25 protein-coding genes are annotated in these 22,077 nt (G+C 62.2%); 10 read left to right on the forward strand and 15 right to left on the reverse strand.

Features of this window, described 5'->3' with window-relative positions:
• The first annotated feature begins 31 nt into the window (after positions 1-31).
• Genes FSY59_RS12265 through FSY59_RS12280 form a run of 4 tightly spaced genes read left to right on the forward strand, consistent with a single transcriptional unit; the run spans position 32 to position 3,386 of the window.
• Positions 32-970: a hypothetical protein gene (locus tag FSY59_RS12265; RefSeq protein WP_003051817.1), complete on the forward strand. Its 939-nt coding sequence runs from the start codon at positions 32-34 to the stop codon at positions 968-970.
• A 3-nt stretch (positions 971-973) separates the two neighbouring features.
• Positions 974-1,615, forward strand: a complete 642-nt coding sequence (locus FSY59_RS12270) for a DUF4375 domain-containing protein (protein WP_050872350.1) — start codon at positions 974-976, stop codon at positions 1,613-1,615.
• Positions 1,612-2,202: an immunity 22 family protein gene (locus FSY59_RS12275; RefSeq protein WP_003051812.1), complete on the forward strand. Its 591-nt coding sequence runs from the start codon at positions 1,612-1,614 to the stop codon at positions 2,200-2,202. Before FSY59_RS12270 ends, FSY59_RS12275 begins: the two co-directional genes overlap by 4 nt.
• 29 nt (positions 2,203-2,231) lie before the next feature.
• Complete coding sequence (locus tag FSY59_RS12280; protein WP_019044191.1) at positions 2,232-3,386, forward strand: hypothetical protein; 1,155 nt, start codon at positions 2,232-2,234, stop codon at positions 3,384-3,386.
• Between the two features lie 14 nt (positions 3,387-3,400).
• On the opposite strand, the gene FSY59_RS12285 is transcribed toward FSY59_RS12280, so the two are convergent.
• The 5 genes from FSY59_RS12285 to FSY59_RS12305 all read right to left on the reverse strand — a co-directional run bounded on the left by FSY59_RS12285 (position 3,401) and on the right by FSY59_RS12305 (position 8,515).
• Positions 3,401-5,173 (reverse strand): bifunctional diguanylate cyclase/phosphodiesterase, encoded by a 1,773-nt coding sequence (locus FSY59_RS12285; RefSeq protein WP_029158805.1) that lies wholly within the window; start codon positions 5,171-5,173, stop codon positions 3,401-3,403.
• A 236-nt stretch (positions 5,174-5,409) separates the two neighbouring features.
• Positions 5,410-6,015, reverse strand: a complete 606-nt coding sequence (locus tag FSY59_RS12290; RefSeq protein WP_019044193.1) for an SCO family protein — start codon at positions 6,013-6,015, stop codon at positions 5,410-5,412.
• 6 nt (positions 6,016-6,021) lie between these two features.
• The gene (cyoE, locus tag FSY59_RS12295; RefSeq protein WP_187427913.1) at positions 6,022-6,945 is read right to left on the reverse strand and encodes a heme o synthase; all 924 of its coding nucleotides are present in this window, start codon (positions 6,943-6,945) and stop codon (positions 6,022-6,024) included.
• Positions 6,946-7,020: 75 nt separating this feature from the next.
• On the reverse strand, positions 7,021-7,767 hold the full coding sequence (locus tag FSY59_RS12300) for a hypothetical protein (RefSeq protein ID WP_148729038.1): 747 nt from the start codon (positions 7,765-7,767) through the stop codon (positions 7,021-7,023).
• On the reverse strand, positions 7,703-8,515 hold the full coding sequence (locus FSY59_RS12305; protein WP_043374949.1) for an SURF1 family protein: 813 nt from the start codon (positions 8,513-8,515) through the stop codon (positions 7,703-7,705). Before FSY59_RS12305 ends, FSY59_RS12300 begins: the two co-directional genes overlap by 65 nt.
• A gap of 14 nt (positions 8,516-8,529) precedes the next feature.
• On the opposite strand from FSY59_RS12305, the gene FSY59_RS12310 reads away from it, so the two are divergent.
• Entirely contained in the window at positions 8,530-8,772 is a 243-nt protein-coding gene (locus FSY59_RS12310) for a twin transmembrane helix small protein (RefSeq protein ID WP_003051797.1), read from the forward strand.
• Positions 8,773-8,903: 131 nt separating this feature from the next.
• On the opposite strand, the gene FSY59_RS12315 is transcribed toward FSY59_RS12310, so the two are convergent.
• The 7 genes from FSY59_RS12315 to FSY59_RS12340 all read right to left on the reverse strand — a co-directional run bounded on the left by FSY59_RS12315 (position 8,904) and on the right by FSY59_RS12340 (position 15,527).
• Positions 8,904-9,785, reverse strand: a complete 882-nt coding sequence (locus tag FSY59_RS12315; protein ID WP_003051795.1) for a cytochrome c oxidase subunit 3 — start codon at positions 9,783-9,785, stop codon at positions 8,904-8,906.
• Positions 9,786-9,875: 90 nt separating this feature from the next.
• The gene (locus tag FSY59_RS12320) at positions 9,876-10,073 is read right to left on the reverse strand and encodes a DUF2970 domain-containing protein (RefSeq protein ID WP_003051791.1); all 198 of its coding nucleotides are present in this window, start codon (positions 10,071-10,073) and stop codon (positions 9,876-9,878) included.
• A complete protein-coding gene (locus tag FSY59_RS12325) occupies positions 10,070-10,684 on the reverse strand; it encodes a cytochrome c oxidase assembly protein (RefSeq protein ID WP_003051788.1) in 615 nt (204 codons plus the stop codon). Before FSY59_RS12325 ends, FSY59_RS12320 begins: the two co-directional genes overlap by 4 nt.
• Positions 10,685-10,719: 35 nt before the next feature.
• Positions 10,720-10,830, reverse strand: coding sequence for a cytochrome oxidase small assembly protein (locus FSY59_RS27530; protein WP_003051786.1), 111 nt, complete (start codon positions 10,828-10,830; stop codon positions 10,720-10,722).
• Between the two features lie 10 nt (positions 10,831-10,840).
• The gene (gene ctaD, locus FSY59_RS12330; RefSeq protein WP_003051784.1) at positions 10,841-12,484 is read right to left on the reverse strand and encodes a cytochrome c oxidase subunit I; all 1,644 of its coding nucleotides are present in this window, start codon (positions 12,482-12,484) and stop codon (positions 10,841-10,843) included.
• A 33-nt stretch (positions 12,485-12,517) separates the two neighbouring features.
• Entirely contained in the window at positions 12,518-14,092 is a 1,575-nt protein-coding gene (gene coxB, locus FSY59_RS12335; protein ID WP_003051783.1) for a cytochrome c oxidase subunit II, read from the reverse strand.
• Positions 14,093-14,672: 580 nt separating this feature from the next.
• The gene (locus tag FSY59_RS12340) at positions 14,673-15,527 is read right to left on the reverse strand and encodes a class I SAM-dependent methyltransferase (protein WP_255439376.1); all 855 of its coding nucleotides are present in this window, start codon (positions 15,525-15,527) and stop codon (positions 14,673-14,675) included.
• 144 nt (positions 15,528-15,671) lie between these two features.
• Between FSY59_RS12340 and FSY59_RS12345 the strand changes: the two genes are divergently transcribed.
• From FSY59_RS12345 to FSY59_RS12355, 3 genes are all read left to right on the forward strand, one after another.
• Positions 15,672-16,412: a ComF family protein gene (locus FSY59_RS12345; RefSeq protein WP_034400239.1), complete on the forward strand. Its 741-nt coding sequence runs from the start codon at positions 15,672-15,674 to the stop codon at positions 16,410-16,412.
• Between the two features lie 70 nt (positions 16,413-16,482).
• On the forward strand, positions 16,483-16,977 hold the full coding sequence (gene trmL / locus FSY59_RS12350) for a tRNA (uridine(34)/cytosine(34)/5-carboxymethylaminomethyluridine(34)-2'-O)-methyltransferase TrmL (protein ID WP_148729040.1): 495 nt from the start codon (positions 16,483-16,485) through the stop codon (positions 16,975-16,977).
• Positions 16,978-17,129: 152 nt separating this feature from the next.
• A complete protein-coding gene (locus FSY59_RS12355) occupies positions 17,130-17,438 on the forward strand; it encodes a DUF4148 domain-containing protein (RefSeq protein WP_148729041.1) in 309 nt (102 codons plus the stop codon).
• Positions 17,439-17,541: 103 nt separating this feature from the next.
• On the opposite strand, the gene FSY59_RS12360 is transcribed toward FSY59_RS12355, so the two are convergent.
• Both FSY59_RS12360 and FSY59_RS12365 read right to left on the reverse strand, forming a co-directional pair.
• Positions 17,542-18,006 (reverse strand): MaoC family dehydratase, encoded by a 465-nt coding sequence (locus FSY59_RS12360; RefSeq protein ID WP_034366233.1) that lies wholly within the window; start codon positions 18,004-18,006, stop codon positions 17,542-17,544.
• 132 nt (positions 18,007-18,138) lie between these two features.
• Positions 18,139-18,771, reverse strand: coding sequence for a LysE family transporter (locus FSY59_RS12365; protein WP_003051771.1), 633 nt, complete (start codon positions 18,769-18,771; stop codon positions 18,139-18,141).
• 204 nt (positions 18,772-18,975) lie between these two features.
• On the opposite strand from FSY59_RS12365, the gene kefC reads away from it, so the two are divergent.
• Positions 18,976-20,868, forward strand: a complete 1,893-nt coding sequence (gene kefC, locus FSY59_RS12370; RefSeq protein ID WP_148729042.1) for a glutathione-regulated potassium-efflux system protein KefC — start codon at positions 18,976-18,978, stop codon at positions 20,866-20,868.
• 16 nt (positions 20,869-20,884) lie between these two features.
• Positions 20,885-21,337, forward strand: a complete 453-nt coding sequence (locus FSY59_RS12375) for a DUF1841 family protein (RefSeq protein ID WP_029158808.1) — start codon at positions 20,885-20,887, stop codon at positions 21,335-21,337.
• 59 nt (positions 21,338-21,396) lie between these two features.
• Here FSY59_RS12375 and FSY59_RS12380 read toward each other — a convergent pair whose 3' ends face one another.
• Positions 21,397-22,059 (reverse strand): cytochrome c, encoded by a 663-nt coding sequence (locus FSY59_RS12380; protein WP_003051762.1) that lies wholly within the window; start codon positions 22,057-22,059, stop codon positions 21,397-21,399.
• Between the last annotated feature and the right edge of the window lie 18 nt (positions 22,060-22,077).

Here is a 22,077-nt window from a genome sequence, read left to right on the forward strand (position 1 = left end):
ACAGAAACAGCAAGAAGCACCGCGAGGAGCCATGAAGAACGAATTCAACGACCATGTCTGGGACGAGCGCGACCCCAGTCCCTGGCTGGCGCTCTACCTCGACCAGAGCACGCCTCTGCCCGATGACGTCAAGGCCGCCTGGCTGCGCGACTGCAGCAGCAGCTCGCGCCAGTTCTTTCTGCCCGCCATGCGGCCGCTGGCGCGGCTTTCCATGATCATCATTCAGGCGCTGAAGATCTTTCTGCCCAAGCGCTGGTCGCACTCCATGCTGCTGCACCGCCTGCTGGCCTTCGGCATGAAGAAATTTCTCTCTCCGGAGGCCAACTGGCTCATCATGCGCCACTTTCATCTGGGCTCCCAGGTACTGGCCTTCGTCGCAGCCAATGCCCCGACCAAGGTCAGCACCGCACCCTTGATGCCCATGGAAATCGACGATGTGAAGGACGAGCTGTTTCTCAAGCACGACCTCAACCTCTTCAACTTCGTGATCCGCCTGAACAAGGCACTGCGCGAGAACGGGCAGGAGCTGGTGCCCGTGGCCGAGCCCGACTTCTCCATGATCCGCGAGCCCGATCTCAGGCTCGAAGACATGCCGCGCGGGCGCTTCAACGTCATCGATCTGCAAAGCGCCATCGAGCTCTACACGCCCATCTACCAGTTGCTGCTGACCGACAACGACTTCTGGCGCGCCAGCAACTCGCTGCAGCTCGACGAAACCGTTGCCATCTACTGCGCCAAGATCCTGGCCTCGCCCGAGCATCTGGTGCTGCTCAACAACAAGCATCCCATGGTGCCGCTTTCCACCCTGTATGCAGCCTACCGTCTGGTGCTGCACGGCCTCTCCACCGAGATGCTGCACTCGCTGCTGACACGCATGGCCAACGGCGAGCACCCCATTCCCGCGCGCGAGCTGGCCAAGATGCACCGGGCCGCCGAGACGGTGATGGATCAGACTGCCGCACAAAGCTGAACCATGGACCCACGAAGCAACCGCATCACAGGCGTTCGCATCGACGAGCAGACCATCTGGCTTGCACTCGCGGATGGACGTGAACTGGCCGAGCCCATCAAACGGCATATCCGCCTGAAAAGCGCCGCGCCCGAGCAAAGGCTGCACTGGGTTCTGACCGATGAGGATCACGGTCTGAACTGGCCGGCACTGTGGCAGCCCTCTGCAGCGGGCATGGTCAGCGTCTGGGACCTGGATCAGGACAGTCTCTACAACCAGGCTATGGGCGCGCTGCTCGCCGCCCAATGGGACATCACCCGGATATCCCGTCTCCAGCATGAGCTGGTGGCTCTGTGGCGCATGGAAGCCGATATCAACAACGGCGGCTTTCTGCAGTTTCTGGGCAACTGGGGGCTGGCCAACCATCGGCTCAGCCTGGAGGCTCTTCAGGCCATAGGCGCGCCCATCACGCGCCAGTGTCTGCAGGACATGTTTGCGGTGCTCAAGCGCTTCGAGGAGGAGCCAGAAAATGTGGACTACTCCGATCTGCCTGCACTGCTGACGGATGCCGAGCATGAGCAGTTGCAGGAGCTGGAAGAAGCCTTCTGGGACTACCCGGAGCCCCTGAACAAGCTGGTGGTCATGCACTACGGACCCGCCCAATGAAATCTGAAAACAAATCCGGCGAGACCTATTCGCTGGCGTTTCGCAAGGCTCTGGTGGACGAAGCGCTGAACCGCACACCCGGCGGCGGCTTTCCGGAACTGGAAAAGCGCCACCGCCTCAAGCCCGGAACCCTGTTCGGCTGGGTCGAGGAGCTGGGTCCGACACCGCCGCCCGCGCCTTTTTCCGCACTGCATTTCTGGATCGGCAACACGCCGCTGGGCGAGGCGGAGTTTGGCCGCTACTTCGACTATGCAGACAGCTACTGGGAGCTGGAAGTCGAAGGTATCGAAAGCAGCCGCGAAGATGTCACGGGCTGCGGCTTCTGCCGGGATCTGGGCAGGAAGTTTCTGTTCGACGAAGACCTGCTGCTGATGATCTGGCTGCCCGAGCCTGTTCCTGTCGCCGCCTTGGTGCGCCACAGCACTCTGGACTCCGACGCATCCCTCGCGCTCATCGTGCAGGCCTGCGAGGCACGGGGCATTGAGACTGCCAACGCCATGTTTGTCTATGCCGACCCCACCGAGCCAATCACCGAGCCGGACAAGCTCTACAACGGATTGCGCTACATAGGCCTTTTTGACGACTGACGCAGTTTCGACGTTTTTTCATCTTCTGCATGCACGACTTTATTGCCGAGATTTCGCAGCAATGGCTGCAGCTGCCGGATTGCCGGGCCGAACACCAGGACGTGGCCAGAACACGCATTACCAGCGGCGTGGTAGCCGGCTGCATGGAAGTCGAGTTTTTTGTGCACCGCAATGGCAACGGTGCCTTCTCGGCCACCCGCTATGAGGAGGCCATGCAGCTTGGCGCCGAGCACAGGCTGCATGCCTGGATCACGCTGCGCGATGCTGCCACAGAGGTCATCCACCATGAAGTCAGCTGCAACCCCGGGCGCTTTGCACAGCTGCTGCACGAATGGCGCACTGCACCTGATGCGGCACCGGCGCAAGTCACCATCCGGACCACGGCCTTCACTCCATCTCTTGCGGAGACTGCAGCCCGTGCCCCGTCAATGGGTCAGGATCTGAACCTCGGCCTGCTGGACCAGCTCGCGGATTCCCAGCAGGCGCTTGAACGGCTCAAGGCCGATGTATCCGCTGTCGACCTCATGCGCCTGCTTCAATCCTGGCCGCGCGATGATCGCGGGCGACTGGCGGCACGCACCACCGCCGTGCTCGCGGCCTATGGCCCCGCCAGCCGCAAGCGCCAGCCCTGCCTGCTGGCTCGATCGGTGATGCAGTCAAAAATGCCCGGCTGGCAATTGCTTCTATCGTCCGAATTTCTCTACAACTGCCGCCATCAATGGAGCGATGCCCGCTGGCTATGGTCGTCAGCAGACGCCCCCAAGGACGCCGCGCTGGAGCGCAAGGCACGCCAGCTGATGGCGCAGGGCAGGATCAGCGAGGCCTGCGCACTGTATGGCGTCGAGCTGCACGAGCGCGTGCGAAGACTGTCCGCAGGCCAGTCATTCCAGCGCTTCTCGCCCGTGCCAGAGCCTTGGGTGCAAGAGCTGCAAGCGGCGCTTCTGCAACTGGCACCATGGCGTCTCACAGCCGGGCTGCAGCGCATCCAGGAGCATCTGAGTCAGGCCAACCGCAAGCCGCCCAAGCCCGGCAGCTGGGAGCGCAAGCTGTTCTGGTTTTCGGGTCAGCGGCAGCAGGCACGCTGGGGCCCCGGTGTGCGTCTCGACAAGCAGGGCAAGCCGGTACTGGACCTGATCGTCACCGCATCCAACGAGCATTTTCCCGAGCCTGACTGGAAGCAGTAGCCACACTCTTTGCGTCACGCCGCCAGCCAGTCCCGCACCTGCTCGGCAGGCATGGCGCGTGAATGCAGCCAACCCTGGAAAAACTCGCAGCCGATATCGCGCAGCAGCTGCAGTTGATCGGCCTCTTCGACGCCTTCGGCCACCACCTCCAGATCCAGTGCATGGGCCATATGCACAATGCCACCCATCAACCTGTCACGGCTGGGCGAGGGAAACAGGAATTCCCGCCCCAGCTTGACGCGCTGCAGCGGCAAATACTGCAGATAGGCCAGTGAAGAATGGCCGGTGCCGAAATCATCCAGTGCAATCGTCACCCCCAGCCGCGCCAGCCCCTGCAGCACCTCACACCCCTGATCGGGATTGATCATGGCCTGGGACTCGGTCACCTCCAGCTCCAGCCATTGCGGCGGCACCTGATAGCGCTGCAGACAGCTTCTGACCTGCTCGACCAGATTCACCTGCCGCAGCTGATAGGCAGAGAGATTGACCGCCACCCGCAACGGCGTACCAGCCTTGAGCCACAGGGCGATCTGCTTGCAGGCGGCGTCCAGCACATAGTTGCCCAGAGCCACGATCTGGCCCGAAGCCTCGGCCACCGGAATAAAGCGCGCCGGACTGACATTGCCCAGCAGCGGATCATGCCAGCGCAGCAAGGCCTCCACCGCCACCACCGTGGCGCCCTCGACCTTGACCTGGGGTTGGTAATGCAGCTGCAGGCCACCATAGCTGAGCGCCATGCGCAAGCGCTCGGCCAGTTGCACACGCTCGGCCATTTCCTTGCCCATGCCGGGTTCGAAAAACACCGCGTGGCCGCGTCCCTGGGCCTTGGCGCTGTACATGGCCATATCGGCGAAGCGCATCAGGTCGTCGCCGGTCTGCGCATTGTCGGGATAGAGGGCAATGCCCACGCTGGCACCGAAATCCAGTGCCAACCCGTCGTGCCTGAAGGGGATGGAGAGCGCCGCCAGTATCTGCTCGCTCCAGAACCGGGCTCGGGTCGCGTTCTCGCCCACCAGCAGCACCATGAATTCGTCGCCCCCCAGGCGCGCCAGAGTGCCTTCGCTGCGCAACTGGGACTTCAGCCGCCTGGCGACCTCTCTCAGCAGTTGATCACCAGCGGCATGTCCGTAGCCGTCGTTGATGGCCTTGAAATTGTCGAGATCCAGCTGCAGCAGGGCCAGGGCCTCGCCCCCGGCCTGCGCCAGCTTGAGCTGCTCCTGCAGCTCCTGGCCGAACTGCCAGCGATTGTTGAGTCCGGTCAAGGTGTCCTTGGTGGCCTGGAACTTCAGGCGCTGCTGCATCTGATGCAGCTCGGTCACATCGCGCACAAAGGCAATCGCCAGGCCTTTGTCGTCATCCCCGAAATAGCCCAGGGCAATGTCCACCGGCACGGCATTGCCCTGCTTGCGCTGCAGCCACAGCACGCCGCCCAGACCCATGGGCCGGCGCGATGGCCGGGAAAAATAGCTGTTCAGATACTGGCCATGCCCTGCCTGAAACTCGGGCGGCAGCAGCATGTCCAGCATCCGGCCTTCGAGCTCGTCGCGCTCATAGCCGGAGATGGCCAGCATGGCGGCGTTGGCCGTCACCATCTTCCCGTCACGTTCCACCAGCAAAATGCCGTCGGGCGCGGCGTCCAGCGCCTGGCGCTCGCGCCGGCTCAACATGACGGAAAGACTCACCCCCTCCTGCCGGGCCGACATGGCTAGTCCCAAACGGCGCTGGCAATCCGCCAGCGCCAGTTCAGACACGGGTTTGAGCATCGAGGAAAAAGGGCACTCGGCCATACGCAAGCTCCAGACATCCACTCTGGCGTTCCTGCGTGCAGCCACTCTCCATGCCGCATCCACGGCCTGCATGCCCGGCTTCCGGAAGCCGGATCGAGCCTTGCCAAGTGTTTGAAGGCGCCCACTATGCGCGCGGCATCACGGGCTCCCTTTGCGCTATATCAAACACCAACATGTAACAACAGATTTCAAGAAACTCCGGCACCCGTGGCCCATGCGGCCCTGGGTGCTTTGCTTCAGCCCAGCAGTGCCTTGACGTCCTGGGTCAGCAGCTGCGGTCCCGCGCCATAGCGCTCGTACACGCGCAAGCGGCCCTGGGGATCGAAAAGATAGGTGCCAGCCGAATGGTCCAGGGTGTAGGTGCCTTCGACCTTGCCTGGCACCTTCTTGAAGAAGATCTTGAAGTCCTTGGCCACGGCTGCAATTTCGTCGGCCGTACCGCTCAGCCCCACAAAGCTCTCGTCGAAGTTGGCCAGATAGGCCTTGAGCACCTCCGGTGTGTCACGCTCGGGGTCCAGCGAGACAAACACGGCCTGCAGCTTGTCGCCATCGGCGCCCAGCGCCTGCTTGACCTCAAGCAGTTCCTGCAGCGTGGTGGGGCAGACATCGGGGCACTGGGTGTAGCCGAAGAACACGGCCACCACCTTGCCCGAGAAGTCCTTGAGGCTGCGCTTCTTTCCGTCGACATCGGTCAGCGGAATGTCCTTGGCGTAGTCTGCGCCCGTCACATCCACGCCCTGAAATTTGGGCTTGCTATCGTCCTTGCAGGCGGTCAGTGCGAATGCGGCCGTGCAGGCCAGTGTTGCGGCGCCCATCGCGCGCAGCGCAGCTCGTTTATCCATGGTCGGTCAGGCTAGGTAGTGATCCACCAGCAGCGCGGCAAACAGCAGGCTCAGGTGGATCAGTGAAAAGCGGAAGGTCTTGCGTGCCAGCGCATCCGAGTAGTTGCGCAGCAGTGCCCAACCATAACCGCAAAAGCCCAACCCCAGAATCACTGCGGCAAAAAGGTAGAGATAGCCGCTCATGCCCACCACAAAAGGCAGCAGACAGCCGGCAAACAGCACCAGGGTATAGAGAAACACTTGCAGCCGCGTGAAGGCATTGCCATGCGTGACCGGCAGCATGGGCAGACCTGCGCGGCGGTAGTCCTCCACGCGGTACAGCGCCAGCGCCCAGAAATGCGGCGGCGTCCAGAGGAAGATGATGAGAAACAGCAGCAAGGCCTCATGGCCGACCTGTCCGGTCATCGCCGCCCAGCCCAGCACGGGCGGCATGGCGCCCGATGCCCCGCCGATGACGATGTTCTGCGGCGTCAGGGGCTTGAGCACCAGGGTGTAGATCACGGCGTAGCCGATGAAGGTGGCCAGCGTCAGCCACAACGTGAGCGCATTCACCGCCAGCAGCAAGATGGCGGAACCTGCGGCGCACAGCAAGGCCGAAAACAGCAGGGCCTGGGAATGCGAGAGCTCGCCACGCGCCGTGGGCCGCCAGGCCGTGCGCTTCATGCGCGCATCGATACTGCGCTCGACCAGGCAGTTGAACGCCGCTGCCGCCGCGGCCACCAGCCAGATGCCTGTGCAGGCCGCCAGCATGCGGCCCCAGTCCTGCCAGCTGGGAACGCCAGGCACAGCCAGCACCATGCCGATGAAGGCGCAGAAGACGATGAGCTGCACCACCTTGGGCTTGGTCAGCGCGTGGTACTGCGCCCAGCGCGAGGAAGCCGCCATGGCGTCTGGAACAACCACTTTCAACTCCGAGATGTCTGCCTGCATGCGGCCCTCCTCGCTGACCATGATTCAGATCGCTGATAGCGCTTTGCGAAAGCCGGCTATCGCGGGTTTCAACAGCTATTTCTGCGCCGTGTCGGCCGTGGATCGCCCGGCCTCATCCCAGGAGGCAGAGGCGCGCAGCAGCCGCTCCAGATCGCGCTTGGCCTTGCCGGCCGTGGCTTTGCCCATATCGGCAGGAAAGCGCATCATCCAGTGGCCCTGGGGATCGACCACATACAGATGCTCGTCCAGCGCATGGCCGGCCTCGGGCTTGAGCCAGTTGCCGATGACCGCAGCCGGCACGCGCAGCGTTGTCGCCTGCTCGGCCGCGGGCAGGATGGCCTCGGGCACGGGCTGCTGGTCATCAATGAGCCAGACCCAGTCCAGCCGGTCCTTTTCACGGCCCAGGGTTTCACGCAGCTGGCGCTGCAGATAGAGATGATCCTGACAGCGTTGCCCACAGTCCCCGGCACTGGTGCTGATCAGCAACCACTGACCCTTGAGGCTGCCCAGATTCACGCTGCTCCCGTCCAGCGTCTGCGCCTGCACATCGGGCAGGCCGGGCTGCTCGGCAATCAGCTCGCCATAGCTGCGCTGCTGCGAGGGACGCAACACGTAGTAGGTGAAGTAGGAGGCCAGCACCGGCGCCGCACAGACCAGCAGCACGGCCAGCATCTTCCAGCGACCGCTGCGCGCCTGCATCTGCCGTGCCTGGCTCTGCGAGGGATCGGGCAGGCTGTGGACCGCAAAGCTCAGCGGCTCATCCCCCGGGCTGCGCTGCGCGGCGGCGGGGGTAAAAGCGTCGGACGAGTTGAAACCAGACATAGAGCAACACCACCAAGACACTGAGTCCGAACCACTGAAAAGCATAGCCGTAGTGCTTTTGCACACCGGCATTGATCTGCGGCCAGTCGCGCAGCAAGCCTTCGCTGGCGCTGCCGCTTTGCACCACGCTCAGGGCCAGCAGCGGCAAGCCGCCTTGCTGCGCCCACAGGGCAATGTCTGCATTCTGTCGGATGCGCGACTGTTGCTCATCAGGGTCTGCCCCGCCATTAGCCGTTTCCAGCTCCATCAGCCTGGACGGTGGCGCCTCCAGCCGGCCCTCGATGCTGACCGTGCCTGCAGGCGTCTGCACCTCTGGCAGGACCGAGCGGTCCATGAAGTTGCGCGGTGCCCAGCCGCGCTGCACGACGACAACCCTGTTCGCGTGAGGCGCACTCAGCCTGAACGGCGTGAGCACATAGAAGCCGGCCCGGCCCTGCATCTGCCGGTTGTCCAGAAAGAGGGTCTGCTCGGCCAGCCACTGGCCCTGCAGTTGCACGGGTCTATGCAGCAGCGTCGCCTTCTGTGCCTCGCCGGTGGATTCGGCTGCCAAAGCCACCTCGGCGGCCAGCTCTGCGTTGTGCCAGGGCTCCAGCGCCTGCTGACGCTCGATGGCATCGAAAACAGCCTGCTTGTGCGCTGCCCGGCTCAGTTGCCAAAATCCCAGCGATGCAGTGACGGCCACGCAGGCCAGGGCCGCCGCAGAAATCAGTAGAAACCGCCAGAGGTCTGGAAATCGGGAAATGCGCACCAGATAATCCGTTCATGAAATTCGTGATCATTCTCGCCTTTCTCGCCATCTTGGCGAGCCTTGGCAGTGCGCTGTTCTTCATGATGCGCCGGGGCGACGGCGGCGAAAGCTCGGAGGCCGACGATGCCGAGCGCAGCCGCAAGATGTTTCGCGCCCTGGCCCTGCGTGTGGCTTTGTCGGTTGCGCTGTTTCTCTGCGTTCTGATGGCAGCCAAGCTGGGCTGGATACAGCCCACGGGCTGGCAGCCTGGGCAATAGCCGGTTGCACGCAGCGCCTTTTGGCACTATCAAAATAAAAGCACCTTGCGCTTTCCATTCATTGATTTCAGTGCTATTTGATGCTGAAATCAATACTGGACTTGCGTAAGGCGCTTCTATTTTTGATAGTCCTACATCCAGTACACCAGGATGTAGAGGAAGACCCAGACCACGTCCACAAAGTGCCAGTACCAGGCCGCACCTTCAAAGCCGAAATGGTGCTTGTCGGTAAAGTCCCCCTTCATCAGGCGGATGGTGATGAAGAACAGCATCAGCATGCCGACCAGCACGTGGAAACCGTGAAAGCCCGTCAGCATGTAGAAGGTGGAGCCGAAAACGCCCGAGTTGAGCTTGAGGTTGTAGTCGTTGTAGAGATGGTGGTATTCGTAGCCCTGCACGCAGAGGAAGACGAAGCCCAGAATCACCGTCATCCACATGAAGCTGATGCAGCGCGCGCGGTTGTTGACCTGCAGCGCATGGTGGGCGATGGTCAGCGTCACGCCCGAGGTCAGCAGCAGCGCCGTGTTGATGGTGGGCAGCCAGAACGGCCCCACGGTCTTGAACGGCTCGACGATATTCGCGGGCGACGCCGTGGCACCGGGTGCCACACTGGGCCACACTGCCTGGAAATTGGGCCACAGCAGCTCGTTGGCGAGACTGCCCAGTGCCGGCACCGAGTGCGCGCGTGCCCACCACAGCGCGGTGAAGAAGGCGCCGAAGAACATCACCTCCGAGAAGATGAACCAGCTCATGCTCCAGCGGTAGGACAGGTCGATCTTGCGGCTGTTGAGCCCGGCCTCGCTCTCGCGCGCCGCATCGCGGAACCAGACGAACAGCACGGCCAGCCACCAGACCAGGCCGAAGAACAGGGAATACATTCCCCATTCGTGGCCGTTGATCCAGGTGCCGGCACCCAGAATCACGAAGAACAGGCCGATGGCCGCCATCACTGGGTGGCTGGATTCGGCTGGCACATAGTAGTAAGGGGTTGCGCCCTGCGGGATTGCACTCATCACTCGGCTCCTGACTCTGTTGATCGTTGTTCTGACCGACGCTCCACTAACACTGGCACTGCATTCGCCACACCTGCCCTCAGCCAGAGGCTAAACGACCAGGTTGACGATCCATATCAACGCTAATACCAAGGCAAAAATCGCCACCAGCCCCACGGCAATCACATGCAGCGGCGTGATGCTGGCGAAATCCTTCTCGTACTCCTTGCCCTTGCGCACGCCCAGCATGGCCCAGGCGACGGCCACGATGCTGCGCCAGAAACCGGTCTTCTTGGCGTCCTGCGTCATGAGCTGCCTCCGGGCGTGATGACTGCAGCCGTGCTGCCTTCAGGCGCTGCGGGGGTCTTGCCGCCCACCTCGAAGAAGGTGTAGGACAGCGTGATGGTCTTCACATCCTTGGAGATGCGCGGATCGATGACAAAGGCCACCGGCCACTCACGCTTCTCGCCGGGCTCCAGCGTGTACTGCGAAAAGCAGAAGCACTCCATCTTGTTGAAGAAGGCCGTGGCCTGGCGCGGCGCATAGCTGGGGATGGCCTGGGCGGCCATGCGCCGGTTCTGCACGTTCTGGAATTCGTACATCACCGTGGCCAGCTCGCCGGGATGGACCTGCACCGAACGCTTGGCCGGCTTGAAGTCCCAGGGCCCGCGTGCATTGGCATCGAACTCCACGGTGATGGTACGGCTGGTGTCGATCTGGCTGTTGGGCGGAAGCTTCACGTCGCGGCCCGCCACGCCGGCACCGGGTACCTGCTTTTCGGACAGCGACAGGATGTTGATGCCCGTCAACTCACAGATATGCTTGTAGATGGGAATGAGCACATAGCCGAACGCAAACATGCCCAGGGCAACGATCGCCAGCTTGCCCACCATCTTCGCGTTTTCCTTGGCTATGCTCACCTCAAGCTCCTTCACTCGGTTGCCATCGGCCTGCCTCAATGCAGCCAGGCCATCTTCACCACAAAGCCGATAAAGAACACGGCAGCCGTGGAGGCCAGGATCAGCCCCAGCCTCCGGTTCGCCTTGCGTTGTGCCTGTGTCGTCATGCGTGCCTCCTCAGCCGATCACCTTGGTGGCGGTTTCATCGAGCTTGGGAGGCGTCTCGAAGGTGTGGAACGGAGCTGGAGAAGGCACTTCCCACTCCAGGCCTTCGGCCGCTTCCCAGGGCTTTTGCGGCGCCTTCTCGCCATGACCGCGCATCGCGGGCCAGACGACGAACAGGAAGAAATACACCTGCATCAGACCGAAGCCAAAGCCGCCCAGGGAGGCAATCATGTTGAAGTCGGCGAACTGCATGGGGTAGTCGGCATAGCGACGCGGCATGCCGGCCAGACCCAGGAAGTGCATGGGGAAAAAGGTGATGTTGAAGAAGATCAGCGAGCCCCAGAAGTGGATGCGGCCGCGCGTTTCGGAATACATCACGCCCGTCCACTTGGGCGACCAGTAGTAATAGCCGGCGAACATGGAGAACAGCGAACCGGCTACCAGCACATAGTGGAAGTGGGCCACCACGTAATAGGTGTCCTGCAACTGGATGTCGATGGGCGCCATGGACAGGATCAGTCCCGTGAAGCCGCCCATGGTGAACACGAAGATGAAGCCCACGGCGAACAGCATCGGGGTTTCAAAGCTCATGGAGCCGCGCCACATGGTGGCCGTCCAGTTGAACACCTTCACGGCCGTTGGCACGGAGATCAGCATGGTCGCGTACATGAAGAACAGCTGACCCGTGACCGGCATGCCGGTGGTGAACATGTGGTGCGCCCAGACGATGAAGGACAGGATGGCAATCGCCGCCACGGCATAGACCATGGAGGTGTAGCCAAACAGCCTCTTGCGGCTGAAGGCTGGCACGATCTGGCTGACGATGCCGAAGGCCGGCAAGATCATGATGTAGACCTCGGGGTGGCCGAAGAACCAGAAGATGTGCTGGTACATCACCGGATCGCCACCGCCTGCAGGGTTGAAGAAGCTGGTGCCGAAGTGGCGGTCGGTCAGCGTCATGGTGATGGCGCCGGCCAGCACCGGCATCACGGCGATCAGCAGATAGGCGGTGATCAGCCAGGTCCAGGCAAACAGCGGCATCTTCATCAGCGTCATGCCGGGCGCGCGCATGTTCAGGATGGTGACGATGATGTTGATCGCGCCCATGATGGAGCTGGCGCCCATGATGTGCATGGCAAAGATGCTGGTGTCCATGGACGGACCCATCTGCAGCGTCAGCGGGGCATACAGCGTCCAGCCGGCCGCGGGCGCACCGCCGGGCATGAAGAACGAGCCCACCAGCATGATGCCGGCAGGAATCAGCAGCCAGAAGCTGAAGTTGTTCATGCGTGCAAACGCCATGTCTGAAGCACCGATCTGCAGCGGCAGCATCCAGTTCGCGAAGCCCACGAAGGCCGGCATGATGGCACCGAACACCATGATCAGTCCGTGCATGGTGGTCAGCTGGTTGAACAGCTCGGGGTTGACGATCTGCAGGCCGGGCTCGAACAGCTCGGCACGGATCAGCATGGCCAGAATGCCTCCCACCATCAGCATGGTGAAGGAGAACAGCAGGTACATCGTGCCGATGTCCTTGTGATTGGTGGCAAACAGCCAGCGACGCCAGCCCGAGGGCATGGCGTGGTGATGGTCGTCGTGCCCATGGTCGTGACCATGGCCCTCATGGGTGTGGACGGGAGGAACTACGGCGCTCATATTCTTTTCTCCAATCGGTCTCTATACCCGGGCTTACTTCGCGGCCGTGATGTCAACACGGCGTGCCTGCTGGTCCGCGCCTGCCGCAGCCGTGATGGTCTCGGGCTTGCGCAGCTCGATGCGGTCACCCGCAATGCCGCTGTCCTCCAGCAGCTTGGCCACGGCCTTGGCTCGCTCCTTGGCCAGCTCCGCGTTCTTGTCGGCGTTGCCGGTGGAGTCCACAAAGCCCGACAGGGCAATCTTGCCGTCCTTGTGGGCCTTCCAGTACTCGGCCGCCTTCTTCACCGCAGCCTGAGCCTGATCGTCGAGCGCGCTCTTGCCGGTCTCGAAAAAGACCTGATAAGGGCCTGCATCACTGGCGGCAGCGGCTGCACCTTGCGCAGGAGCGGCAGAGTCGGCAGCCGCAGCTGCGGGTGCCGCACTTCCGCCGCCTTCAGGGAATTTGCCGCCGCGCGCAGCCACAAACTGTGCCGGCTGCACCAGCTGGCCGGTCTGGTTGCTCCAGTGGTTCTTGGCAAAGGTCACCACTGCGGCCAGCTCGGTGTCGCTCAGCTGCTTCCAGGCCGGCATGGCACCGTTGGCGCGGCCTTCGAGCACCGCATGCATCATGTCGGCTGTGGGGCCCAGCACCACGGGACTGCCGTCCAGCGGCTTGATGGGACCGGCTCCCTTGCCATTGGCCTGGTGGCAGGCTGCGCAGTTGGCGGCATAGACTTTTTCGCCACGTGCCACCAGATCGGCCAGTACCCAGACCTTGTTCGGATCATCGGCCTTGGCAGCCAGCTTCTTCTTTTCTTCGCCCACCCAGGCGCTGTAAGCCTCGGCAGACAGCACCTTCACATGGATGGGCATGTAGGCATGTTCCTTGCCGCACAGCTCGGCACACTGACCGTAGTAGTCGCCGGTCTTCTCGGCCTTGAACCAGGTGTCGCGCACAAAGCCGGGAATCGCGTCCTGCTTGATGCCAAAGGCCGGCACCATGAAGGAGTGGATCACATCGTTGGCCGTGGTGATGATGCGCACCTTCTTGCCCACGGGCACGACCAGCGGGTTGTCGACTCTCAGCAGGTAGTCGCTGGGCGCGTTGCTCACATCGCCGCTGTTGGACATCTGGCGCTGGGCGTTATCCAGCGTGGACACAAAGCCCAGGCCTTCGCCCTCGCCGCTCAGATAGTCATAGCCCCATTTCCACTGGTAGCCGGTGGCCTTGATCGTGAGGTCGGCGTTGGTCGTGTCTTTCTGTGCCACCAGCACCTTGGTGGCAGGCAGCGCCATCAGGATCACGATGATGAAGGGAGCCACCGTCCAGGCCACTTCCACCTTGACCGATTCATGGAAGTTCGCGGCCTTGGCTCCCTGGGATTTGCGGTGCTTCCAGATGGAATAGAACATCACCCCGAACACCGCGATGAAGATCAGCGTGCAGATGATGAGCATCATCCAGTGCAGCCAGTGCTGCTCCACGGCAATGCGTGTCACAGGCGGATGCAGATTGAGTTGGTTGACGGCAGGGCCTCCCGGCAGATCCTGCGCCGCAAAGGCCATGGAACTGCCCCACGCCGCCAAGGCCAAACTCCAGGGAACCAGCTTGGTGGAAATGTTTTTCATCGTTTTCACTTACCTCAAAGCCTCAGTTGTCCACTCGCTCACACCGCTTCCGCCGCTGCCGGCCGATAGGCTGTGACACTCACACTACCTCGCGAACTTCAACGCAGCATGCCCCAGAATTTGATAGCACTGTCTGCGCGCATTCACTAATGCATGTACCGGAAACCCATGCCAACCGGGCTTGCACAGGCAAGCCTGACCGGACTTGAAACTCGTACTGGCAAGCGCACCTCACGGCAAACGCCGGACATGGCTGAAACTGGCCTGGCAGCCAGGACAGGAAGAAGGGAGATGGGACGCTGCTGTACCGCGGCCACCGCCGGGCACAGGGATGCATCAGCGCAGCAGGAGGCTGGCTTGTGGTGATGATGAAATGCGAAAACCGGCCGCTGTCGAACCCGCTGGCCAGTCCCCTTGGCAAAGCGAAACACCCGATATCCCCCCCTGGCGGCTTGGGCCGCACTGTCTGTTTTCCTTCAGGCAGGAGAGAAGCCCGAAGGATTGCTGCTATCCATGAAGTAACTAGGAGAAATTGTAGGCAGCTTTGTGTCGAATCAATGACCGGAAAACGACAGATGTGCTATCGCAAACCCGTGTTGCGCGGCTGCTTGAGCATGGCCTTCATGTCTTCCAGCGACACGGCGCTATTGGCTTCCAGACGCAGCTTGGGCTGCGGTTTGTAGGCGTGACCATAGACGATCTCGAAGGTCAGCGAGAGCTGTCCATCGGGTTGCTTGTCGGCCCAGTGCTGCTCTATTTTCTGCAGCAGCCCGGCCTTCCAGCCGCGACCGCGCAGGCCGGCAAAACGACCGGGGTGGAAATTGCGGCCCAGTTCGCGCAGCTCCTGCAGCAGACGCTGCGGCGTGGCAAAGGTCAGGGTGATGCGCTCCATGTCCATCACCGGTTCGGCAAAGCCGGAGTGCACCAGCATATCGCCCCAGTCATGCATATCGGTAAACGTATGACCTGCCGGCCCCCAGCCGAGTTTGGCGTAGAGCCTGTGCAGCTGCTGCACGGTATCCGGCCCGAGGCAGGAGAACATGACATAGCCATCGACCTTGAGCGCCTTGTGCCAGCGCTCGATCAGGGTCTGCGGGTCGGCTGCGGTATGCAGCAGCATATTGGCCCAGAGCATGTCCATGCTGCCGTCAACCGGCTCGGCCACGTGCACTGCCGCCCCCTTCCAGCGCGAGAGCTGCCACCAGCGGCTGCCGAGCTTGTCCTGCGCCACGGCCTCGCGGCGGGCCACGGGTTCATGGATCGTGCATTCGGCCTGCGGATAGCGCTCGCGCAGCAGATGGTGTGCCTGCATGCCACCCCGCACCGGCTCCCAGTGGCACCAGGTCTCTGGCGGCTTCACGATCCAGTCCAGGCGCTGCTGCATGCGGCTGGCCACCTCCTCGTGCAACCAGGGAGATTCGGCCGGAGCGGCCATTTGCCAATGGTTTGCAGCGATGGAGTCAATTGTGGGTGGCAGGGCGTGGGACATGGGCAGACAGGAGCGGGCAGATGGTTGAAGAAGCGCTCCGCTCACCAGCTGCCGGAAAGAAGATCAATGCGGCGCGAGTATATTGATTCCATGCCCGACCTTCATGCGACATGGCTTTCGCGCCTGCACCGCCAGCAGCAGCGCTGGCTGGATGCGCTGCCCAGCCAGTGCGCAGTCTGCGGACGCTGGCCCGGACCACGCATCTGCCACGACTGCCAGGCGCGCTGGGCCCGGCAAAAGCACCGCTGCCATAGCTGCGCCCTGCCGCTGCCCTCCCTGGTCAGCCTCTGCGGCAGCTGCCTCAAGCAGCCGCCCCGGCTCAAACGCTGTACCTCCGTGCTGGACTATGCCTATCCCTGGCAGGACCTCATCACGCGCTACAAATTTCAGGCCGACCTGGGGTTGGCGCGCAGTCTGGGCAGGCTGATGGCCAGCCACCCCGAAGTCAGAGAGCAGTTGCGGGCCTGCGCTGCCTTGCTGCCCATGCCGGCCTCCGATGAGCGCGTGCGCGAGCGTGGCTTTGACCACTGCCTGCTGCTGGCACGCGCCCTCAGCGAGCAGTACGACACCTGCTTGCCCTTGCTGAGCGGGGTCGTGCAGCGCAGACATCTGGAGCTGCCCCAGCATGCCTCCAGCCGGGAGCAGCGGCTGCGCCAGCTGCGCAATGTCTTCAGCCTCGACCCTGCCCGGAAGGCCCTGATTGAAGGGCAAGCGATCTTGCTGCTGGACGACGTGATGACTACCGGCGCCACGCTGGATGCACTGGCCCGCTGCCTGCTTTCGGCGGGTGCCGCCTCGGTCAGTGCCGTCGTGCTGGCGCGCACGCCTTGACCCATATCTGCCAGTCTGGAACTGCGGGGCCGGCAGCGCAGCTAACAGCCGGGCGGCACAATAGCGCCCCATGTTTCATATCGTTCTTGTGGCGCCCGAGATTCCCCCCAACACGGGCAATGTCATCCGTCTGGCTGCCAACACGGGTTGCAGCCTGCATCTGATCGAGCCACTGGGTTTTTCCATGGAAGACCGGCATATGCGCCGTGCCGGACTGGACTATCACGAGTACGCCAATGTGGCCCGCCACGCCAGCTGGGACGCCTTCATCGACAGCTGCCAGCCCCGGCGCGAGCGCATGTTTGCCATGACCACGCACAGCAGCAGTCCGGCCCATGCCATGGAATTCAAGGCGGGCGACTGGCTGGTCTTTGGCTCTGAAAGCAAGGGTCTGCCGCCCGAGGTACGCGCCCAGTTCCCCAACGAGCAGCGACTGCGCCTGCCCATGCTCGCCTCTCAACGCAGCCTGAACCTGTCCAATGCCGTGGCCGTGACGGTGTTTGAAGCCTGGCGCCAGCAGGGTTTCGCGGGTGCTGCCCTTGCAGAGCCCAAGACTGGGCTTTAAGTTCCCGCTTATTGTCTCTAATTTCGGAACAATAAGTTGCGCAACAGGGGGTTTTTCTCCTGATTAGATCGTCCTAAAGTACGACTCATGGACTTGCAGCCGACCGACGATATCCGCCAGGACTGCAGGCCCGACGTACCAAAGGACGAATCATGAAATACGCCAACCGCTTTGCCATCGTTGCCGCCCTGGCCATGTCCGCCGCCGCTGCACAGGCTGCAAGCTTTGACTTCACCGGCGATCACTACCCTCCCGAAGTTGCAGGTCAATCCACCCTGACCCGTGCTCAAGTCAATGCCCAGGTGCAGGACGCTATGGCCAAGGGCCAGCTGCAGCTCGTTGGCGATGCCTATCTGCCCCTGTCCCAGCAACAGCAACCCAGCAACCTCAGCCGTGAGCAAGTGCGCCAGGAAACCATTGCCGCAGGCAAGGCCGGTTTGCTGGACAACTATGGCGAATGACGGACTCTGCGCAGCACCCTGCTTTGCGAGGTGCGGCTCAATAACAAAGCCCCAAGGCGCAAGCCGAGGGGCTTTTTTCATGGTTTGAAAATCACGCCGCGAATCAGGCCGCCGCACCAAAGCTGCGCGCCAGCGACTCGGCCACGCATACAGGCTTGTCGCTGCCTTCGCGCTCCACCGTCACCAGCCAGGTCATCTGAATCCCCTCAGGCTCGATGCGTTCCGCCGCCTGCAAGGTCATGCGCGCCCGCAAGCGGCTGTTGACAGGCACGGGAGCCATGAAGCGCACACGGTTGAGCCCGTAGTTCACCCCCATCTTGGCGCCTTCGATCTTGAAAGTGCCTTCGAAGAACTTCGGCAGCAGGGACAGCGTGAGAAAGCCATGGGCAATCGGCGCGCCGAACGGGCCCTGGGCAGCTCGCTCGGGATCAGTATGAATCCACTGCTGATCGCCCGTGGCGTCGGCAAACATTTGAATCTGGGCCTGGGTGATGGTGATCCAGTCGCTGACGGCGACTTCCTGCCCAATCGAGGCCAGCACTTCGGAGTAGGAGCGAAAGGTTTTCATGCCCCCAATGTAGAAGCCCCCTGCCCTATGTCATGTCTGACGCGGGACAAGGGGCTTACCCTAGATTATTTGATCAAATATGCCGACAGCCCAATATGGGAATGCGCCTAAAGCTATGCTTTTTGAAGCAGCTCAGGCTTCACTGGAGCGCTGAACAAAGAACAGGCCTGTGCCCACGGCCATCAGCAGGCCGCCGAACACGCGGTTCTGATTGCGCATGGCGCGTGCGCTGCGCATCAGGCCGCGCAAGGCGCTGGCACCTGCTGCATAGCTGTGCATCACCGTGGTGTCCACGGCCAGCATGGTCACGGCCAGAATCGCCAACTGCGGAGCCAGGGGACGGCTGGTGGTCATGAACTGGGGCAGCACGGCAACCATGAAGATGATGCCCTTGGGATTGGTGGCATTGGTCAGAAAGCCCGTCAGCACGCGCTTTCTGAGACTGGCCTCGGGCGCGGCCTCTTGCGCTGCCAGCGGAGAGCCGCCCGAACGCCACTGGCTGATGCCCAGATAGATGAGATAGCCCGCGCCCACGATCTTGACGGCATTGAAGGCCCACTCGGACGCCATGAGCAGCGAGCCCACGCCGGCACCTGCTATCAACAAGATGAGCAGCAGCCCGAGCTGCAGACCCATGATGGTGGCGCTGGTCTTGCGCACGCCATAGGACAGGCCATGACTCATGGACAGCACAGCCCCCGAGCCCGGCGAGACCGCGATGATCCAGGAGGCCACAAAAAAAGCAAACCAGGTGTGCAGATCCATACTCACTCCAAACGCCGATCTAAAGCGCCAGTCACAAAGCGCCTATCTTAAAAGTTGCGCTGTCAACTTGCAGACGCAAGGTTGACCAGGCGCTATAAGCACCAGGTACGCATTCATCTGCTTTTTCTTTCTGTCAAAAATCTGACGCTTGGCTGCGGGTGCCAAAATGGAATCTCTCTAGGGTTAACACCACATAACATTCCCATGGAACACGGCTCTCCCATCTGGCTGACTTACGGCTTCATTTATCTTACGGCAGCAGTTCTGGCCGTCCCCATCGCCAGAGCCCTGGGCCTGGGAGCCATCATTGGCTACCTGGGCGCCGGCATTGCCATGGGACCCTGGGGCTTTGGCCTGGTCCGCAATGTGGACGACATCCTGCACTTTGCCGAGTTTGGCGTGGTGCTGATGCTGTTCGTGATCGGACTTGAGCTGCAGCCCAAGCGCCTTTGGGAGCTGCGGCGCCCCATCTTCGGCTGGGGCATGGCCCAGATGGTGGTCTGCACCGGCATTCTGTTCCTGGCCGCCTGGGCCTTCGGTCTGTCCTGGCGCGTCAGCCTGATCGCAGGCATGGGCCTGGCACTGTCATCCACTGCCGTCTGCCTGCAGATCATGGCCGAGCGCAATCTGATGCGCACTCCCAGCGGACAGGCCGCCTTCTCCATCCTACTGTTCCAGGACGTGGCGGCCATCCCCATCCTGGCGCTGATTCCGATTCTGGGCGCTTACAAGGCCGCCCATGCCAGCCACGGCGACAGCCAGGTCTGGCTGGCCATTCTGAAGACCGTGGGCACGATTGGCGCCGTCATCATCGGTGGCCGATTGCTGCTGCAACCGCTGCTGCGCTGGATTGCGCGCAGCAAGACCCCCGAGATCTTCACCGCCACCTCCCTGCTGCTGGTCGTGGGCATTGCCATGCTGATGACGCAGGTGGGCCTGTCCATGGCGCTGGGCGCCTTCCTGGCCGGCGTGCTGCTGGCCGACAGCGAATACCGCAGCGAGCTGGAAACCAATATCGAGCCGTTCAAAGGCCTGCTGCTGGGCCTGTTTTTCATGGCTGTGGGCATGAGCATCGACTTTGGCGTCATCCTCCAGTCCCCCTGGACCATGGCCGCCATGGTGACAGGCTTTATTGCGCTGAAGGCAGTGATGATCTTCGGTCTGGCCAGATTCATGCAGATTCCCTGGCGCGAACGCCCGGTGTTCACGCTGATGCTGGCGCAAGGCGGGGAATTCGCCTTTGTGGTGTTCCAGACAGCCGCGCAGTACAAGGTATTCCGCCACAGCGTCTCTTCCATGCTGGTCGCGGCCGTGGCTCTGTCGATGCTGCTGGGCCCGCTGCTGCTGGTGCTGCTGGACAAACTGCTGCTGCGCCGCTTTTCCACCATCAAGGATGAAGAATGCGGCTCCGACAAGGCCAAAGAGATCTCCGAGCCTCAGGAATCGCCCATCATCATCGCCGGCTTCGGCCGCTACGGCCAGATCGTGGCCCGCGTGTTGCTGGCCCAGGGCATACGCCCGACCATCCTGGACCATAGCGTGGAAATGCTGGAGGCTGCGCAGATCTACGGCCACCGCGTGTTCTACGGCGATGCCACACGCATGGACCTGCTGCGCATCGCCGGTGCGGCCCAGGCCCATGTACTGGTGATTGCCGTCGACACCACCGAGCAGTCCCTCAAGATAGCCAGTCAGGTGCGCAAGCATTTCCCCAACCTCGAGATCGTGGCCCGTACCCGAGACCTGGATCACTGGTTCCGCCTGCGCGATCTCGGAGTCGAGCATGCCCAGCGCGAAGTCTTCGAATCCAGCCTTATCTCGGCCCAGTCGGTGCTGGAGCTGCTGGGTCAGAGTCCGGCCGAAGCCAAACGCATCACGGCACGATTCAGGGAGCACAATCTGGCGCTGGCCGAGCGCATGTACCCACACTACAAGGACAAGAACCAGCTGATTGCAGTGGCCAAGCAGGGCCGCCAGCAACTGGTGGAGCAGATGGCCAAGGAGCGTGCCGATCTGCTGGCCGACAACGCAGATGTACCCGATACGCCCCTGGCCAGCGAGCAAGACCACAGTCCAACTGATGCCCGGCAGCCGTGATACGCTGCGCGCCATCATGTTCAACCCCAGCCAAGCCGACGTACGGCGATTTTTTTGCGGTGTGCGCGCCAAGATGATCAGCGGCGCGCCCATGGAGGCCATCGAAACGCTGGCCAGCCTGTGGATAGACGAGCACCCCGAGTACTTCGACGAGCTCTCCGACGTGGATGTTGCCGTGGCGCGCAACTACGATGCGGAGACTGAGCGCACCAACCCGTTTCTGCACCTGTCCATGCATCTGTCCATCAGCGAGCAGTGCAGCGTCGACTCGCCCCGCGGCATACGCCAGGCCGTGGAACTGCTAACCAGAAAGCGTGACCTGCATGACGCCCATCACGCCGCCATGGAATGCCTGGGCCAGATGCTCTGGGAAAGCCAGCGCTCGGGACGCCCGCCCGATGGCGAGGCCTATGTTGCCGGAGTGCAGCGTCTGGCCACCACCGACGGCAGTTTCAAAAGCAACCTCTGAGGCGCCCTCTGAAAAACACAAAGCCCGCCTTGGCGGGCTTTGTGTTTGCCGAAGCTGGTTTATTTCTGGCCCAGACGGAAATGCGGCTGCACCACCACCTGCATCTCGCTATCCAGACTGCCTATGTATCGGGCCAGCTGCTGCAACTCGTCGTTCTTGAACTGTTTGGCAATGCCGGCCATCACGCCATTGCTGCGCCCGATGATGGGATTGCCCTCGGTCCTGTAGGCCTGCAGGGCCCGGAACACATAGTCCGAATACTGCCCTGCCACCTTGGGATAGGACGGATCGATGGGCTTGGAAAAGCCTTCGCCATGGCAGGAGAAGCAGGCGCCTTTTTGCAGCAGCGCCGTGACGGCCGGGTTCGCTTCCTTGGGCTTGCCGTCCTTGGCCTTGGCATGCCCCGCATAGTAGGCAGCCACATCAGCCATGTCCTGCTCGCTCAGCGAGTCGGCAATGCCGCGCATGGTGGGGTGTTTGCGTTCGCCTTTCTTATAGGCGTTCAGGGCCGAGACGATATAGGCCTCGTTCTGCCCACCGATCATGGGTACTTTGTATACCTCAGGGAAGCTGGCCTGATAACCGGTGATGCCATGACAGCCTATGCACATGGCGATCTTGCCTGCGCCAGCCTTTGCATCGCCCTTGACAGCCTGGGCGCTTGCCGCGCCGGTCACTGATGCGACAACTACTGCCAATACCGTGGTCCAAGTTTTTATCATTTTGCGCGCACAATCCTT

Source organism: Comamonas sp. Z3 (assembly GCF_008121565.1).
Taxonomy (GTDB): domain Bacteria; phylum Pseudomonadota; class Gammaproteobacteria; order Burkholderiales; family Burkholderiaceae_C; genus Comamonas; species Comamonas brasiliensis.

Excerpts from the sequence above, each read along its gene's own strand:
- FSY59_RS12265 (WP_003051817.1), top strand. The coding sequence starts at position 32 with ATGAAGAACGAATTCAACGACCATGTCTGGGACGAGCGCGACCCCAGT.
- FSY59_RS12270 (WP_050872350.1), top strand. The coding sequence starts at position 974 with ATGGACCCACGAAGCAACCGCATCACAGGCGTTCGCATCGACGAGCAG.
- FSY59_RS12275 (WP_003051812.1), top strand. The coding sequence starts at position 1,612 with ATGAAATCTGAAAACAAATCCGGCGAGACCTATTCGCTGGCGTTTCGC.
- FSY59_RS12280 (WP_019044191.1), top strand. The coding sequence starts at position 2,232 with ATGCACGACTTTATTGCCGAGATTTCGCAGCAATGGCTGCAGCTGCCG.
- FSY59_RS12285 (WP_029158805.1), bottom strand. The coding sequence starts at position 5,173 with ATGGCCGAGTGCCCTTTTTCCTCGATGCTCAAACCCGTGTCTGAACTG.
- FSY59_RS12290 (WP_019044193.1), bottom strand. The coding sequence starts at position 6,015 with ATGGATAAACGAGCTGCGCTGCGCGCGATGGGCGCCGCAACACTGGCC.
- cyoE (WP_187427913.1), bottom strand. The coding sequence starts at position 6,945 with ATGCAGGCAGACATCTCGGAGTTGAAAGTGGTTGTTCCAGACGCCATG.
- FSY59_RS12300 (WP_148729038.1), bottom strand. The coding sequence starts at position 7,767 with ATGTCTGGTTTCAACTCGTCCGACGCTTTTACCCCCGCCGCCGCGCAG.
- FSY59_RS12310 (WP_003051797.1), top strand. The coding sequence starts at position 8,530 with ATGAAATTCGTGATCATTCTCGCCTTTCTCGCCATCTTGGCGAGCCTT.
- FSY59_RS12315 (WP_003051795.1), bottom strand. The coding sequence starts at position 9,785 with ATGAGTGCAATCCCGCAGGGCGCAACCCCTTACTACTATGTGCCAGCC.
- FSY59_RS12320 (WP_003051791.1), bottom strand. The coding sequence starts at position 10,073 with ATGACGCAGGACGCCAAGAAGACCGGTTTCTGGCGCAGCATCGTGGCC.
- FSY59_RS27530 (WP_003051786.1), bottom strand. The coding sequence starts at position 10,830 with ATGACGACACAGGCACAACGCAAGGCGAACCGGAGGCTGGGGCTGATC.
- ctaD (WP_003051784.1), bottom strand. The coding sequence starts at position 12,484 with ATGAGCGCCGTAGTTCCTCCCGTCCACACCCATGAGGGCCATGGTCAC.
- coxB (WP_003051783.1), bottom strand. The coding sequence starts at position 14,092 with ATGAAAAACATTTCCACCAAGCTGGTTCCCTGGAGTTTGGCCTTGGCG.
- FSY59_RS12340 (WP_255439376.1), bottom strand. The coding sequence starts at position 15,527 with ATGGCCGCTCCGGCCGAATCTCCCTGGTTGCACGAGGAGGTGGCCAGC.
- FSY59_RS12345 (WP_034400239.1), top strand. The coding sequence starts at position 15,672 with ATGCCCGACCTTCATGCGACATGGCTTTCGCGCCTGCACCGCCAGCAG.
- trmL (WP_148729040.1), top strand. The coding sequence starts at position 16,483 with ATGTTTCATATCGTTCTTGTGGCGCCCGAGATTCCCCCCAACACGGGC.
- FSY59_RS12355 (WP_148729041.1), top strand. The coding sequence starts at position 17,130 with ATGAAATACGCCAACCGCTTTGCCATCGTTGCCGCCCTGGCCATGTCC.
- FSY59_RS12360 (WP_034366233.1), bottom strand. The coding sequence starts at position 18,006 with ATGAAAACCTTTCGCTCCTACTCCGAAGTGCTGGCCTCGATTGGGCAG.
- FSY59_RS12365 (WP_003051771.1), bottom strand. The coding sequence starts at position 18,771 with ATGGATCTGCACACCTGGTTTGCTTTTTTTGTGGCCTCCTGGATCATC.
- kefC (WP_148729042.1), top strand. The coding sequence starts at position 18,976 with ATGGAACACGGCTCTCCCATCTGGCTGACTTACGGCTTCATTTATCTT.
- FSY59_RS12375 (WP_029158808.1), top strand. The coding sequence starts at position 20,885 with ATGTTCAACCCCAGCCAAGCCGACGTACGGCGATTTTTTTGCGGTGTG.
- FSY59_RS12380 (WP_003051762.1), bottom strand. The coding sequence starts at position 22,059 with ATGATAAAAACTTGGACCACGGTATTGGCAGTAGTTGTCGCATCAGTG.